Origin of the sequence: Photobacterium rosenbergii, from assembly GCF_003026455.1 — a bacterium.
Taxonomy (GTDB): Bacteria; Pseudomonadota; Gammaproteobacteria; order Enterobacterales; family Vibrionaceae; genus Photobacterium; species Photobacterium rosenbergii.
This window is the reverse complement of sequence record NZ_PYMB01000001.1, coordinates 643295-658860: the sequence shown is the minus strand read 5'-3', so window position 1 is coordinate 658860 and position 15566 is coordinate 643295. Positions and strand designations below refer to the sequence as shown.

The following is a 15566-nucleotide window of genomic DNA, read 5'->3' as shown; positions in this document are numbered from 1 at the left end:
TACGAGATTAACAATATCGCCTTCGCAAAAATCCTATTCACGTTGCTTAAAGCCTGAGTATTCAATACCTGCAAGCTGAGCCATATCACTATTCCAAGTTGCTAAATCATCTTGGTTAAACTGGTTAAGGTGATGGTGCCCACAGGCTCTAGCCATGACTTGCATTAGCTCTGTTGAGGCGGTCAGGAAATTAGCAAGCTTGGTCGCGGCAATATTGGGATCGAGTTTTTTGCGAAGTTCTGGATCCTGAGTTGCTATACCGGCAGGGCAGTTGTTGGTATTACAGATCCTGGCTCCGACACAGCCGATGGCTTGCATGGCACTGTTGGCAAGCGCAATACCATCAGCACCTAAAGCCATAGCTTTGACAAAATCTGTTGGTGTACGTAACCCTCCGGTGATAATCAGTGTCACTTCGCCCGTCATGCCTTGTTTATCGAGGAAGTATCTCGCTCTGGCTAAGGCCGGAATGGTTGGTACACTGATATGGTCACGGAATATTTCAGGGGCGGCACCGGTACCGCCTCCACGCCCATCAAGAATGATGTAGTCTGCGTCAGCTTCAAGGGCAAACCCCATGTCACGTTCAATATGGTTTGCGCTGAGCTTAAACCCAATGGGGATCCCACCTGTTATCACTCTGACATTCTCAGCAAATGCTGCAAAGTCTCGAGGTGTTTTTAAGTCTTTAAATGTGGGAGGGGATATCGCATCCGTCCCTTCTTCTAGGCACCGTGTTTTCGCTATTTTACCGGTATTTTTAATCGCCGGAAGGTGTCCGCCGGTGCCCGTTTTTGCGCCTTGCCCGCCTTTAAAATGAAAGGCTTGGACTTTCTTTAGCAACCCCTCATGGTAGCCGAACATCGCACTGGCAAGTTCATAGAAATACCGGCTGTTGGCTTGTTGCTCTTCAGCGAGCATGCCTCCCTCACCAGAGCAAATGCCTGTGCCAACTTTTTCCGCACCCATAGCAAGCGCCGTTTTGGCTTCTTCAGATAACGCACCAAAACTCATGTCAGAGACGAACAGTGGCATGTTTAACACCAATGGCTTTTTCGCTTTAGGGCCAATAACGAGTTCTGTACCGACCTTAGCGTTTTCCATAAGGGGTTTGCTGGCCATTTGAGCCACCATGATTTGGATGTCATCCCAATCAGGCAGTTTATGCCTGGGAACCCCCATGGCGGTCATGGCACCATGATGGCCAAGGTTGCTAAGACCTTCACGGGCTAACTGGTGAATATATTCAACGGTAGGCTCTTCTTTAGTCGCTTTTGCAATAGGTAACTCATTAGCACTGGATGTGATGCCTGGGCCTTCTTGTCCAATGTTAGTGTCATCGAACTGTTGGTGGGTCCCATCACAGAAAGGAGCGTTGCCAGTGTGCTTGCAGGCGCAAAGAAAGGCATCGCCATCTTTCTCCGCTTTAAAGCTCATAGGTTTGAAATCAGTGGTTTGATGTGAACCATCACAGAAAGGTTGTTTGGCGGAACGTCCACAAGTGCAGAAGTAGTAGGTTTGCCCTTTTTCTAGGTTAACTTTGCTCGGCTTGATATTTGCGACCACTGGCTTACTCATTTAACGCTCCAACGAAGATAGGCACAAGGATGCTCAAAGTATGGGAGACGATGGGCATATTTGCATAATTGGCAAAGGTACAGAAAATGTTCTATCTGTTGGATATCAGAGATAGTTTTGCCTAAATCGAAAAGGGGATTTAATCTTTTGTAACGGTCAACTACTTTACAGTTGACTCATTTCACGGAACAATGCAGATGTTTACGTTTAGATAACTTTGTAAAATATTATGACGGAAAAGAAAGCTAGTCCTCTTAACGATTTGATTTTTAATGTCATCGTGCCTTCAGTTGTACTAATGAAGCTCAGTGGTGATGAATACCTTGGCTCTGTTGGCGCACTATTAGTTGCTTTAGCTTTTCCGGTTGTACTGGGTGGCTATGAGCTGATTAAGTACAAAAAGTTTAACTTTATCTCGTTGTTAGGCTTTGTCAGTGTCTTACTCACTGGTGGTATCGGTCTTTTGCAGCTAGACCCTAAATGGTTAGCGGTAAAAGAAGCGTTGATTCCAGGCCTTATCGGTATTGGTGTGTTTGCTTCAACATTTACAAAATACCCTGTTGTGAGCAAGATGCTTTTTAATGAAACAGTATTAAACCTTCCTCTTATCAATGAAAAGCTGAACGAGTTTGGTCGTAAGCGCGATTTTGATCGCCGCTTGCTGACATCAAACTACTTGTTTGCCGGGACGTTCGTGTTTTCATCTGTGATGAATTACGTATTGGCGAAAATGATTGTGACTAGCCCTTCCGGGACTCAGGCCTTCAATGAAGAGTTAGGCCGCCTGACTTTGGTCAGTTACCCAGCTATCGCGATTCCATCAATGATTATGATGATGGGAATTTTCTTCTACATGTGGCGTCAGATCCGCCAGATGACACAGCTTGAAACGGCTGAAATCCTCAAGACCGAACAATAGCCATCAGTATTGGATAGAAAGCCAGCACATGTGCTGGCTTTTTTGTACCTGAATTAATGCAAAGTTGGTTGCAAAGCCAGAGACGTGTATAGTTCAGACCAAACGCTTTTACTTATATTGCTGTATGTAAGGGCAAGATAGATTTAGTTGTGCTGCAAAAGCAGCATAGAATGATGAGGTACTCCATGGCTCGCACAGCGCATGCTCTACATATCTTGGTGAAACACAAAGAATTGGCTGAAGATATTCTTCAGCAACTGAAGAAAGGTGCTAAGTTCCAGGCTCTGGCTAAGAAGCACTCGACGTGTCCATCAGGTAAAAAAGGTGGGGATCTGGGCGAATTCCGTAAAGGCCAAATGGTGCCACAGTTCGATAAAGCTGTTTTTTCGAATAAAGCAATCAGTACCAGTGAAGCACTAAAATTGAAGACCCCAGAACTCCGTGGTGTGATTCCTGAAGTGGTAAAGACAAAGTTCGGATGGCACATCATTAAGGTGTTATATACGGTGTAAACCCGTATTTCATGTAAAGAAGGCGCTTACGCGCCTTTTTTTGTTAGTGCTTTCAGTCGTCAGACTGGCGGGGAAACTCAATCACAGCTGATGTCTTTTGCCGGGTATCAGACCATCTTAAAATTGCGGAATAATAGTACCGAACGATTGTGATCCAAAAAGCCGTTACAATGCACCCAGCTAACACCAAGCCCCCCTCAATTCGTGTTGATGGTGATTGGATTAAGATTGCAGAGAGGATCAAACCGACGGTGATAAGACCGAACAGAGGCTTGAATGTAAGTTCAAAGAAAGCCCTCAGATGGTAGAAAAAAAGATATATACCTTGTTTTAAATGCATTCGCTTTCCCTCCTTCCTTGAATCAGAGCTCATCGCCTTAGCTATAGTTAACATAGTATTTACATTTCATGTGCACTGCAATAGTGTTATCACTCAATATGCTTGCTAGGAGAAGGTAGTGACTGTGCAGATAAAGGGTCGGGGCACTTGGTTTCAAGTAGTCTTAGTGTCTTATCCTGTAGGGCGATATCTTTAGCAATGTCAGGGTAAAGTTGGCGGAAGGACTCCATGCATAATGTCGCTGCATTGATGGTTGCCATCATCTCATCTTGTGACCTTGTCACTTTAGCTAGATCATTAGAACCTTGGTCACCATTTAGTTGAAGAAGGGATTGTTCAGCCTGTTGGTAGGGAGCCTCAAGGCAGAGGCAGATTTCATCGGCTGCTTTTTCGAGGTGGCTGCCTGCTTGAGAATACAATGACAAGTGTCCGAGAAGAAATAGCATATTAATATTGCTTATCATACAACCTCCTCTCTGGACGACCTGATAATTATATACCCAAGTTGAAAAAGTGGGTTTACGGACAGGTGGGCTGGTTTTCAAAGTCTATTGGCAGCTCAGCACATTTCTCCCCGAGGATGAATTGCTTGAATACATTGTCATTACTTCCTTTCTTGATAAACCAATGAAAACCATAGCCTTCAGATAGCCATAGTTGGAGGTGAGGTTGGCGATAAAGCAGGTAACTGATGTACTTTTCAACATCTACATAGAAATCATTAGTCAATGTTTCTAGTGGGCCGGGGGGGTTTATTCCAAGCTTTGCTTTATCCGCTGGACTAAGCACCCAATAAAAATATTCTGGGTAATTCGTTACAGTTATGAGGAATGGCAATTTACTTTCCGTTTCCATAATAGAGCGACCACCACGAAAGGAAGCTGCAATGTATTCACTCTGATCGCTATTCGGGCGGTAATTTATCGATGTAAAAAGCCAAGTAGAATCGTCAACTTGATTGACGAAGTGGTGTGAAAGGTTGGTTGTAAAGTCACCATCTTCAAGGAAAATGTTATAAGACTTAACACCAGATTGCATGGTGGTATTGTCCTTTAAAACATTCATAGCAGCTAACGGTGGGACTTGTGGCAGGTAGTTATCCAGTAATTCCCATAATGTGCTGAGCTCCGAGTGGTTGAAGCTAATGGCATGTGCTGTATCAATATCACAACCATCCGGGGTTTTAGTACAGATGGCAACCGAAAACTCGTCATCAAGTTTGTGGATAAACATTAACTTATTGCTGAGCTTAGCTGGCTTGAAAAAAAGCTCACTGGTTTGTAACAAGTAGTCAAAATCATCCTGATTCATGGATAAAAAGACGAGGGTATTGTTTTTGTCGTCATTGATCAGTTTGTACTTATATTCAGTTGGCCAGTTGTTATAAAGAAAACTCACAGATAGGATGCAAATAGCAAAGGCTATTGCCGCAATCAGATAGCGCTTATTATTCAAAAGCGGTTTCTTTTTTTCCTGCTTAGGTATCTCAGGTATGTTGTAAAGGTCTTGATAAGACACAAAGCCTTGGATTTTGATTTGATAACCTAATCGAGGAACGAGTTCAATGACTTGTCCAATCTCTTGCTCTTTCAGCTTAATACGTAAAGTTCGAATAGTCTGAAACAGAGAGGTTTCAGCGACTTCTTTTCTTGCCCAACCTGCAGTAAGTAGCTCTTCTTTGCTGACCATATTCGGCGCTTCGGTAATAAGTTTATAGAGGACACCTTTCTCCGCTCTATTCAGGGAGATACTTCCTACTGTTGTGAATAGCGTTTTTTTTTGGCAGTCAAAGAAATAATTCTCTGAAATTTGTGCTACGTGAGCCGAAGCCTTAACTTTCTCAGACATGAAGTGCACTCAGTGTCATAGTTGTTGGAATGAAACAAATCTTATCAAGCAATTATAGATATAAGTATCTATTTATTCAGATAATTTTGCCATACATCTAGAATTACGACTACTTAAAATAGAGTAAGTGTGCTCATCAATAAGACAAAATCTTTCAAAGGAAAAAAGTTTTAATATCAAAAAAAAGAGATGTGTTTATTTTTTGCGACTGCAGGGCAGTTCGTACTTTTTGCTTGTGACTGCTAACTACACTCAAGTCATAACCACGAAGCAGTAAAGAATATAAGTGGTATGAAAGTTTGGGGGCAATATGTTTGCGTCAGTTAATAGGGCACCATCAAGCCTGCCCGTCATTTATATTGTATTCACAGTAGCATCAGGAAACGCCATTGGCTCGGATTTTTTTGATGGGTCATTGACCAAAAAGCTATCAGCCGAAGTTGATACGGCAGTGTCTGAAATCAAAGGCATAGCAAGTCACGTTCGCGGCGATAAAGTTGATAGGAAGTACCGAAGCTTAAACAACTACTCATCGTCACCAGGTGTTAGGCATTCAGTGTCTAGCAGTCGTCATTCATCAACTTACGTTCCTCTTTATAGCAGTGATCCTTTTTCAGGTTATGCTCCTCCTGGTTTGCCGGAACAAGCATTATCTGATTCCAGCGTCTTTGGTGAAGGGCATCATTCTCAAGTTGCTGGTTATATACGTGTTGATAATACTATTCTTGGTGATAATGCCTCGCTAAACAAATCGTCTGAACAAGAACACAGCGGCTACTCGTTGACATTGGGTGGAGATTATTTGTTCCAAAACCAATACCTTTTTGGTTTAACCCTTGGGTTACCGTTCTACAAACCCATGGCTGAGGGAAGTGATACCGAAATTGATGGGCTAATAGCATCTGGGTATTTTACTTACTTCCAAGATTCATGGTTTGTGGATTTCAATGCCAGCTATGCTGTGATGGATACGGACATAGAACGACAGGTAACCTTGTACACTGACCCTGTGATAAACAACGCCAATGAAGCAGACTCGGACATCTGGGTGTTCTCTCTAGGTACAGGTTATATCTTTGACTATAACTACCTGCATCTGGCCTTTGAAAGTAGTTTGCAATACACCTTATCTGATACCGACCGATATGAAGAAAGGTCAGCGCTTAATAGTTCGAGCTATCTTTTCTCAAAGATTGAGGATGTTGACGCGCTAGAATCGACCATGTTGATCACCGGGATGAGTATCTCGCATCCTTTCCGCACACCGTTTGGCGTTTTTCAGCCCTATGCGAAAGGCTATCTTCATTATGATATTGCAAGTGGAAGAGAGCGGATAATATCCCAACTAAAATCTAACTATTCAGGCAGTATCTTACCGATTGTTGTTGAATCCAATGATGATGTTTATGGACGCGTTCATTTTGGGATCTCTGGGGCGCTGAGCAAGGACTGGTACGGGTATGCCGAAGCCAGTCAGTTAGTTTGGCACGATGACCTGTCGGCATATACCATCTCTGTCGGATTGAGTATGGCATTGGATTAGAAGCACAAGTTGAATTTGAAGAATTATTGACCCGGCTTATGCCGGGTTTTCTTTGTATCAGTGAGATGTGACTCCCCGCATATTATGCAGGCTATACAAACAGTGACCTTAAGCCAATATGTTATGAACTGTTGTAAATAAACTACATTTTGGTGCTTTTGATCACAGTATGCAGAGCCTGAGATTCAGTATCGTTCACTCCATAATTAAAACTCAAATTTTATACTTCCCCACATAAAATTATGAGTATAAAGGGAAAAATCTCGTGAACTTTAAATTATCAACGGTAGCCAAGGCCGTCATACCACTGTGCTCTACGTTTCTGTTCGTTGGCTTAAGCAGTCACAGTATCGCATCTGAAGATGTAAAATTTGATACGACAAAGCCACCGAAGATCAAAATTAAGTTACCTAAGACGGATGGACCTACTGCATTTCTGCCTGAAAGTGGTTCGGTTGAAGAGCCGGTTCGAGCTGGTGACAATGAAGCAGTCATTTATATGGTTGCTCGAAATGGAGAGAGTCAATCACTAGGCAACTATAGTGGATATAGCCTTCATGTCTGGAATGACAGTAATTGTGACCGCGCCGGAGAAGTTAACTCTGGCTGGGGCGATGCGTCTATTACACCAGATGGTGAGGATGAGTTTGGCCCTTACTGGCAATTGCCACTCAAAGGCGGAGATACACAGTGCCTTAACTTCATCATACGAGATGAAAACTTGAGCAATATGTCAGGCAGTGATGCAAAGATTGATTTCGTTGAGATTCCAGACAGAACAGCATCCTATGTAACAGGAAGCCCTGTTGCATATGATGACCGTGGTGATGCATACGTTAAGTTGTTCGGTGTAGCCAATGCTGAAGCACATTTGGTTGAGGGGCATACTCTTATTTGGGATGGTGCAGAATCGGCTGATGAAGTAAGGCTGTATGTGCAACTGGAAGGAGGCTTCTCACCTGATAACGATAATAAGTACGATGCGGATTACATTGTTCTTAAGCCAACAGTACTGAGTGCGGAAGTCAAAGCTAAGTTCCCACACCTTGCAAACAAGCAAGCCTATTCGATCGACAAAAAAGTCGATATGCGTCCAGTGATTAAGGCTGAGTTAGCCGCATTGGCTGTTGATGAGGCGGGGCTGGTATTGAATGGTACGAAAGTACAACCAGCGGGTGCATTTGACCAATTATTCGCTAAGCATGCGGAGAAAGTTGATTTTGGTGCAACAGTAAAAGGTCGTAACACGACATTTAATGTTTGGGCACCATCGGCACAGAATGTTGTCGCTGTGCTGTTCAATAACAACAAAGAAGAAATTGGCCGACTTCAGATGAAGTATAAAGAGAAGTCGGGCGTATGGTCATTAAAGACCGACAAGGCACCAAGCGGTACGTATTTCCGTTATCTTGTTGATGTGTTCCATCCGGTATCCGGCAAAGTAGAAAGCTACCAAGTTACAGATCCTTACTCACTGAGTTTGTCTATGAACTCGGAATTTAGCCAGGTCATTGATCTTGATGATCCAGCTTTAAAACCTAAAGGCTGGGATGATCTGCAACGACCGATAGATCAATCAAACCCAGCTCAGTTTGTGATTTATGAGTCACACGTACGTGATTTTTCTGCTCAGGATCAATCAACCACGGAAAGTGCTCGTGGAAAGTTTGTTGCTTTTACCCAGCAAGATTCGGTACCTGTTCAGCACCTGAAATCTTTGAGCGATAACGGTGTTACTCACTTACATCTACTGCCGATTTTCGATATAGCGACAATTAATGAAGATCCAGACCAGGTTGCGAACATCGAAGATTCATTTGCCAAACTATGCGAAGTAAATCGTGATGTTAATACTTCAAAGTTCAGCGGTTACTGTACAAGCGGTATGACCATAGCTGAAGTCTTGGCAGAAGTTAAACTAGACGATTCGCCGGAAAATCCGGTGGTGCAGGAACTTAACCGTTTCGTATCTGATGTCGATAGCTTTAACTGGGGTTACGACCCATTCCATTACACTGTACCGGAAGGTTCTTATTCGACTAACCCGGATGGACCGCAGCGTATTCTTGAGTTGCGTGAAGCTGTCATGTCTATCAAGAATGACATTGGTATGAATGTGGTGATGGATGTCGTTTATAACCACACTAATTCAGCTGGGCCTGAAGCACGTACTTCAGTACTTGATAAGCTTGTGCCTTGGTATTACCAACGTTTGAATCCGGTCACTGGTAACGTTGAAAATTCAACGTGTTGTTCAAATACCGCGCCAGAGCGAGCGATGTTTGAAAAAATGATCAGTGATTCGCTGGTGGTCTGGTCTCGTGATTACAAAATTGATTCATTCCGTTTTGATTTGATGGGACACCACCCATTGGATCAAATGCAGCGTTCTTTACACGAAGTCCAGAAGGTTGATCCTAACACCTACTTCTACGGTGAAGGTTGGAACTTCGGTGAAGTAGAAAATGATGCATTGTTTGTACAGGCAACCCAGCCGCATCTTGGTGGCACGGGTATCGGTAGTTTCTCTGATCGATTGCGTGATGCCGTTCGAGGCGGAAGCCCGTTTGATAGCCAAGAGGGCATTCGTAAAACACAAGGCTTTGGTAACGGTGCATATGTGCAGCCAAACGAAACCAATGGTGTGACGATAGACACAGCTCGACATTATGCAGACCTTACGCGTCTTGGTATGGCCGGTAACCTGAAAGACTTCAAGATGATTGATTCTACAGGGGCGGTTATTACTGGTGAGGAGTTGGATTACAACGGCGCACCAGCAGGCTATGCGGTTGATCCAACTGAGATCCAGAACTACGTATCTAAGCACGATAACCAGACTTTATGGGACAACAACCAATACAAAATTGGTTACGATGTGACGACGGAAGATCGTGTTCGCATGCAGGCCGTTTCTCTATCTACCGCAATGCTGGGTCAAGGTATGCCATTTACTCATATGGGGTCTGAGCTGCTACGTTCTAAGTCGATGCAGCGTGACTCTTATGATTCTGGTGACTGGTATAACTTGGTCGACTTTACCCTACAGGATAATAACTGGGATAAAGGTTTACCTCGTAAAGATAAAGATGGCGATAACTACGATTTAATTCAAGAAGTGATTACATCTGCAGGAGATAATGCCAAGCCTAGCCGTGAAGATATGGCAGACATGGTTGAATACTTCAAGGAGTTAGCATTACTTCGTAAGTCATACCCATTGATCTCACTGGGTAAGGGCGAAGAAGTTAAGAAGCGTGTTGATTTCCACAATACAGGCAGATCACAAACGCCAGGCTTGATTGTTATGTCTATTGATAACGGTACTGCTTCAGGTGCTGATTTTGATAGCAGGGTTGATGGCCTTGTGATTGTGATTAATGCGTCTAACACTGAGCAAGAGATCAATTTGGCAAAAGAGTTAACGCTAAGCCCATTCCATACTTCGGATTTAGCCTCGGGTGCGACGGGTGGCGATATTGCGAAAGTACCAGCTTGGACACCTGCAGTGTTTGAAATTGTACGCGAAAATGGTATTCGAGGGACAGGTATTCCTGTAGCCGCAAAATAATTAGCACGTAAACATTAATCTAAGGCCCTCTTTTTAGAGGGCTTTTTTCATTCTATTTCTGTGGGGAATGATTCAGGCATAAAGATAAACATATTGTTCATCATTGGTTCATTTTCGCTGCTTTACACTGCAAAACATGAAAGTACGATAGAAAAGAAGGTTAGCGATGAAAAATACACTTACCAGCATTTTTGCTCTAGTACTGGGTTTCTTTACTGTGACATTTGCGGCTGTCATGGGGCTATTCATCGGATTGGGTGCACTGATTGCTAGACCGTTTATCAGAAAGAAAATCAATGCAGCTTATGAAGAGGCATTGAAACAACAGGGATATACCCAGCAAAGCTACACCCAGAGCTATGGCCAGGAACAAAACGGTTCGACCATCGATGGTGAATATGAGGACATTACGCATTCAGCACCGCACGGCTCGAAGCAGTCAATGGCTTGAAATAATGAGAAAGGCTAGAAGACAGATACGTAGCCTTAATCCAGAGTTTTTCGAAGAAACGCCAGCTTAAAAAGCTGGCGTTTTTTATGGGCGTTATTCTTCAGTTATATCAAAGATGTCTCTTTTTATATGAATGAAGCTGACTAAAGTCGTTCAGGGCCGATAGTTGCTTTTAACGCAAGCGAGGAAGTCGGTTACGTCCTTTTCACTAGCATTGAATCGGTATTTCTTTTCGTTACCGCGTAACTCGAAATGACCATTGTCTTCTTTAATCAAGGCTGCAAAGACATCGAAGGCTTGTTTGTCACTGGTTCCTCCTAACATGACAAACCTACCGACTGTATGCTTGTTGCCATTGTTGCGCCAGTTGGTGGTAAAGACTTCAACGGGACTGCCAGAACGGTAGTAGTGGATATTCTCAAAGCCCGTCGGGTGTTCGATATCTGTTTTTAAGTCGACATAGCGATGACGCATTGTGTTGTTGGTTATGACGGCTATCTGCAAATCCGGAATGAAGGTATTTTGCTGGCTTTTGGTGAGATGGTACATATCAAGGCGGCACATGCCTTCGTTATTAAGTGTTCCACTAGTCGGTTGGATTTTGGCACTAACGCTAGTGCTAGCCAGAATTGAAAAAAGTAAAAAAGAGAAAGTAAGATGCTTCATACAACTGCCCTTGAAAACGTCTTTTCAAAGCATAGTGATTCATACTCTTTGAGCCCTGTCTTAAATTAGCTACAAACATAAAAATCTTTTCAATCTGCAATCATGGGTTGTATATCTTGGTCTTGACCATTCTTCGGTATTGGCTAGGGCTTACATTAAAGTGCTGTTGGAAGCGGGTGGAGAAGTGGTGTGCATCTTTATAACCAACTTGCTCAGCAACGTCTTGCACCGACATGCCAAAGTCACGCAACAGTTGCTGCGCAGCATCCATTCTTAATCGTTGTAGGTGCTGGTGAGGTGTTTCTCCAACTTGATCTTTGAACTTACGGTTAAATGTTCGCAGCGGTACACCACAATGATCCGCGATGCTCTGTGCGGTAATTGGACTAGTAAGGTTTCGTTTCATCCAATCCTGCGCCAGAGCTATTGACTCGTCGAACTGAAGTTGTCCACCAATTTGATAAAACGGCTGTTGTGTGGACTTAGAAATTTCATGACCAAAGTGGGTTTCTATGGTTTGCGCTGTCTTTTGACCGAAATACTCTGTAATCAGGTAGAGGATCATTTCTGACTGTGAGTTGATACTCGTTGTACAGTAAATCCCATCTGCAGCCGTTATTGATGCCTGACGGTTCAAAATTACCTTGGGATAACGGTTTACAAAGGTATCGAAGAAATACCAATGGGTTGTTGCGACTTGGCCGTTTAACAGGCCCGTTTCGGCTAGCCATGCTACACCGGTTCCCGTTGCCACCAACTTAGCGCCTTTTTGATACTGAGCTTTTAGCCACGGAATGATTTCCGGCGAGCGATGAATAGATTGTTGCGGATTTCCCCACATAGGAGGGAGGATCAATATATCGAAGGCTTGCGTATCATCGTAGGTGATATCTGGTTGTAGCTTGAGTCCTGCCGTAACTTTGGTCGGCTCCAGTTTGGGCGCAATAAGCTTGATTGAAAATGGCTGGCTTCGCTGAAGTGCACGTGGTCGTAAACTGGCGGCAGAACTGAGCATCTCGGCGGCAAGGGAGATACCGGTGATCAGTGCTCGTTCATAAAGAAGAAACCCAATTTTCATGATAATCAGTGACCTATGATATGAATCAATAATAGCAATGTGGCTAATCTTAATACTAATTGGCATTTTTGTCAGATAAATTGGCACAAATGTCTGATGATTGAACAGTGTAAATTGGTAATCTATGTGCTCTTCAATTTTGAGAGCAGGTTCAGGATGTCAAAATTACCGCTAATTGTAGGTTTCGGTGGTATCAATGCCGCAGGTCGTAGTTCGGGTTTTCATAGCTATAAGCGCATGGTTTCAGATGTGCTTACCGACCAAGATATGGCGTCGACTTGGCAGGACCTTGCACACCGTATGGGGCTTTCTGAAGGTTCAGCTTCAGATCCTGAAGTTATCGAAGCGATTAAAGCAGGTACGCTGGTTAGACGTATTGAATCATTTGATCCTGATAGTTTGCGCTATCAATATAAAGCCGCTCTAAACGGCGGTCAGGAAACCATTTCTTTTTCGCTGCGCAAATCGAAGATGCCATCGCGTATCCCTGAAAATTGGCAGGTGGAAGAGCAGGGCAGCAAAGTAAAGATCACTGTAACAGGTGAGTTGAATGCGTTGTTGGAAGACCGCGTTTCTTTCCCGGTAACGAGCGGCGGCAATATCCCTACAGGTTTTGAACCGTCTAAGCTTTATAATTCTCGTTTTCATCCGCGTGGGCTTACCCTGTCGGTTTACGGCGCATCAGATGCACTGAACTCTCTGGGCCTGGACTGGGAAGAAGTGCTTAAGCATATCAAACCCGATGAAGTTTCAGTTTATGCGGGTAGTGCGTTGGCACAGATCGATGATCATTCTTTATCCGGTATGTTAGCCGCCCCTTTGACCGGTGGCCGTGTCAGTTCGAAAATGATGGCGCTGTCATTTGCAGAAATGCCTGCTGACTTTATCAATGGCTACGTGATCAACAGTGTGGGAACGACGGGAACGAGTATGGGTGCTTGTGCGACGTTCCTTTATAATCTGCGTCAGGGCATGCTTGATATCCAGCAAGGTCATTCTCGTATTGCCATTGTCGGTAACGCTGAAGCTCCGGTTGTAGCCGAGGTGATGGAAGGTTTCCGAGTGATGGGTGCATTGGCTGAAGATGCCCAGCTCAAAGCGCTAGACGATAGCGATACCGTTGATAACCGACGTGCGTGCCGCCCATTCTCATCAAATGCCGGCTTTACTATGGCAGAGTCAGCTCAGTTTGTAGTACTGATGGATGACGAGTTGGCTCTGGAAATCGGCGCGAGTATTTATGGTTCGGTTGCAGATGTGTTTATTAATGCTGATGCCAACAAAAAATCAATTTCTGCTCCAGGGGTTGGTAACTATGTCACCGTCGCCAAGGCTACGGCATTAGCTAAAGCTATTCTCGGTCCCGAGGGTGTCAAGCAGACATATGTACAGGCTCATGGCACGGGTACTCCGCAGAACCGAGTGACAGAAAGCCACATCCTAAATGAAGTCGCAAAGACCTTCGGTATCGATAACTGGCCTGTTACGGCAGTTAAATCTTACGTAGGCCATTCAATGAGTGTTGCGCCGGGCGATCAATTGATTTCGTCACTTGGGGTTTGGAAATATGGTTGGATCCCGGGGATCAAGACGATCGACCATATCGCTGAAGATGTACATCAGTCGAATTTGAACATACTGACGGATCACCATTTTGCAGGCGAGCATGGTGAGGACTATAAAGCTGTGATCCTCAATGCCAAAGGGTTCGGCGGTAATAATGCTTCCAGCCTTGTTCTTTCGCCTCAGCAAACAATGGCAATGTTGGCGAAGAAATACAGCAACGAGAAAATCTCGGCTTACTGTAATAAGAATGAGGCGGTATCCCTGCAGGCGGCAGCTAATGACAAGGCGGCATGTGGTGGTGAAGAAACTATTCGCTATCATTTCGGTGAGAATGTCATGGATGAAACGAATGTAGAAATCACTGCTGATTCGATTATCCTGTCTGAGTTTGCCAAACCAATCCCGTTAGCTACCGAGAACCCTTACGCAGACTATAGCTAACAGGCTTCTATGGTTCAGTTAACGATACAAAGCCGCAGTTAATACACTGCGGCTTTTTTATGGTAGCGTGTACATAGCAGCAAAAAATTATAATTAATTAGGAGTTATACACGTTGGCTAACGTAATGCTGGTGGCAAACTTGAATTGCGATCGGGTTTTGCAACTGAAAGAACCCCTCCACGCTGGTGGCAGGCATCACTATCATGACCTTGGTCGCCGTTTGGGTGGTGGGGGTGCCAATACCGGGTTGGCTTTGGTGTTTGCAGGCCATAATGTTTCATTGGTCAGTCAGGTCGGGCGGGATGAAACCGCTGATTGGCTGCTCGCTGAAGCGAGTTTGAAAGGTCTTAACTGCTCCCTGTTACAGCGTAACGATATAGTTACTCCTGAGCTGATGTTATTAATGACCCCAGACGGTGAACGTACAATTATCCGTCCAGAGCGGCCGGCTTTTTCGTTGGGCCCAGCACCTGATTTTTCTAACTGGGATGCAATCTACATCAATTCCAGTGCTGATGGAGTTGTAGAATGGGCAAGTAAAGCCATTGAGGACAACAGGCAGCAAGCAGCTTCTATATCAGATCAGACTTTGGTTGTTGCTCAATTACCCAAAAATCATGATGCCCGTCCTTGCCATGTACTGATCACTTCACGCTCTGATTTAGATGTCCATATTTCATCTATGAATAATGATATGGAAATTAAAGATCTTGCCCCTTTTCAATATGCAAGCTCGATAGCCGGCGACTCACTCCAGCATTTTATAGTGACTGACGGGGAGCATGGTGCGACTGTCTATTCGGAATGTGGCCAAGACTATGTTTCAGCGCATACAGTCGATGTGGTTGATACAACAGGGGCTGGAGATGCCTATGCCGCAGGGGTTATCCATGGCCTACTGGACAAGCTAACGATTACCGAGTCTATGGCGGTTGGAACACAGTGGGCATCAATTGCTGTTTCAACAAAAAGTTCTGTACCCGGAGAAGAGTTCAAAGCCTATTTAGCGCAGATTTAAAACGCCGATTGCCGCAATGTAAACAGAGATGTGA

At 44.2% G+C, this 15566-nt stretch carries 12 protein-coding genes; 7 read left to right on the top strand and 5 right to left on the bottom strand.

Features of this window, described 5'->3' with window-relative positions:
* Nucleotides 1-33 precede the first annotated feature (33 nt).
* Nucleotides 34-1578, bottom strand: a complete 1545-nt coding sequence (locus C9J01_RS03200; protein WP_107296650.1) for a glutamate synthase-related protein — start codon at nucleotides 1576-1578, stop codon at nucleotides 34-36.
* A gap of 229 nt (nucleotides 1579-1807) precedes the next feature.
* Between C9J01_RS03200 and C9J01_RS03195 the strand changes: the two genes are divergently transcribed.
* Both C9J01_RS03195 and C9J01_RS03190 read left to right on the top strand, forming a co-directional pair.
* Nucleotides 1808-2497 carry a VC0807 family protein gene (locus tag C9J01_RS03195; protein WP_107296649.1) on the top strand — a complete coding sequence of 230 codons (690 nt, stop codon included), beginning with the start codon at nucleotides 1808-1810 and terminating at the stop codon, nucleotides 2495-2497.
* 185 nt (nucleotides 2498-2682) lie between these two features.
* Nucleotides 2683-3009, top strand: coding sequence for a peptidylprolyl isomerase (locus C9J01_RS03190; protein ID WP_107296648.1), 327 nt, complete (start codon nucleotides 2683-2685; stop codon nucleotides 3007-3009).
* 429 nt (nucleotides 3010-3438) lie between these two features.
* On the opposite strand, the gene C9J01_RS03180 is transcribed toward C9J01_RS03190, so the two are convergent.
* Complete coding sequence (locus C9J01_RS03180; protein ID WP_107296646.1) at nucleotides 3439-3813, bottom strand: hypothetical protein; 375 nt, start codon at nucleotides 3811-3813, stop codon at nucleotides 3439-3441.
* Nucleotides 3814-3868: 55 nt separating this feature from the next.
* Nucleotides 3869-5197 (bottom strand): winged helix-turn-helix domain-containing protein, encoded by a 1329-nt coding sequence (locus C9J01_RS03175; RefSeq protein WP_107296645.1) that lies wholly within the window; start codon nucleotides 5195-5197, stop codon nucleotides 3869-3871.
* A gap of 310 nt (nucleotides 5198-5507) precedes the next feature.
* Between C9J01_RS03175 and C9J01_RS03170 the strand changes: the two genes are divergently transcribed.
* From C9J01_RS03170 to C9J01_RS03160, 3 genes are all read left to right on the top strand, one after another.
* Nucleotides 5508-6740, top strand: a complete 1233-nt coding sequence (locus C9J01_RS03170; RefSeq protein ID WP_107296644.1) for an autotransporter outer membrane beta-barrel domain-containing protein — start codon at nucleotides 5508-5510, stop codon at nucleotides 6738-6740.
* A 265-nt stretch (nucleotides 6741-7005) separates the two neighbouring features.
* Nucleotides 7006-10311: a pullulanase-type alpha-1,6-glucosidase gene (gene pulA / locus C9J01_RS03165; RefSeq protein WP_107296643.1), complete on the top strand. Its 3306-nt coding sequence runs from the start codon at nucleotides 7006-7008 to the stop codon at nucleotides 10309-10311.
* A 166-nt stretch (nucleotides 10312-10477) separates the two neighbouring features.
* A complete protein-coding gene (locus C9J01_RS03160; RefSeq protein ID WP_107296642.1) occupies nucleotides 10478-10762 on the top strand; it encodes a hypothetical protein in 285 nt (94 codons plus the stop codon).
* A 153-nt stretch (nucleotides 10763-10915) separates the two neighbouring features.
* On the opposite strand, the gene C9J01_RS03155 is transcribed toward C9J01_RS03160, so the two are convergent.
* Both C9J01_RS03155 and C9J01_RS03150 read right to left on the bottom strand, forming a co-directional pair.
* Nucleotides 10916-11428 (bottom strand): hypothetical protein, encoded by a 513-nt coding sequence (locus C9J01_RS03155; protein WP_107296641.1) that lies wholly within the window; start codon nucleotides 11426-11428, stop codon nucleotides 10916-10918.
* A 100-nt stretch (nucleotides 11429-11528) separates the two neighbouring features.
* Entirely contained in the window at nucleotides 11529-12506 is a 978-nt protein-coding gene (locus tag C9J01_RS03150; protein ID WP_107297403.1) for a GlxA family transcriptional regulator, read from the bottom strand.
* A gap of 156 nt (nucleotides 12507-12662) precedes the next feature.
* On the opposite strand from C9J01_RS03150, the gene C9J01_RS03145 reads away from it, so the two are divergent.
* Complete coding sequence (locus tag C9J01_RS03145; protein ID WP_107297402.1) at nucleotides 12663-14513, top strand: beta-ketoacyl synthase; 1851 nt, start codon at nucleotides 12663-12665, stop codon at nucleotides 14511-14513.
* Between the two features lie 113 nt (nucleotides 14514-14626).
* Complete coding sequence (locus tag C9J01_RS03140) at nucleotides 14627-15532, top strand: PfkB family carbohydrate kinase (protein ID WP_107296640.1); 906 nt, start codon at nucleotides 14627-14629, stop codon at nucleotides 15530-15532.
* Nucleotides 15533-15566 lie beyond the last annotated feature (34 nt).

Bases quoted from the DNA above. Each gene is read 5' to 3' on its own strand.
- C9J01_RS03200 (WP_107296650.1), bottom strand. From the start codon at position 1,578: ATGAGTAAGCCAGTGGTCGCAAATATCAAGCCGAGCAAAGTTAACCTA.
- C9J01_RS03195 (WP_107296649.1), top strand. From the start codon at position 1,808: ATGACGGAAAAGAAAGCTAGTCCTCTTAACGATTTGATTTTTAATGTC.
- C9J01_RS03190 (WP_107296648.1), top strand. From the start codon at position 2,683: ATGGCTCGCACAGCGCATGCTCTACATATCTTGGTGAAACACAAAGAA.
- C9J01_RS03180 (WP_107296646.1), bottom strand. From the start codon at position 3,813: ATGATAAGCAATATTAATATGCTATTTCTTCTCGGACACTTGTCATTG.
- C9J01_RS03175 (WP_107296645.1), bottom strand. From the start codon at position 5,197: ATGTCTGAGAAAGTTAAGGCTTCGGCTCACGTAGCACAAATTTCAGAG.
- C9J01_RS03170 (WP_107296644.1), top strand. From the start codon at position 5,508: ATGTTTGCGTCAGTTAATAGGGCACCATCAAGCCTGCCCGTCATTTAT.
- C9J01_RS03160 (WP_107296642.1), top strand. From the start codon at position 10,478: ATGAAAAATACACTTACCAGCATTTTTGCTCTAGTACTGGGTTTCTTT.
- C9J01_RS03155 (WP_107296641.1), bottom strand. From the start codon at position 11,428: ATGAAGCATCTTACTTTCTCTTTTTTACTTTTTTCAATTCTGGCTAGC.
- C9J01_RS03150 (WP_107297403.1), bottom strand. From the start codon at position 12,506: ATGAAAATTGGGTTTCTTCTTTATGAACGAGCACTGATCACCGGTATC.
- C9J01_RS03145 (WP_107297402.1), top strand. From the start codon at position 12,663: ATGTCAAAATTACCGCTAATTGTAGGTTTCGGTGGTATCAATGCCGCA.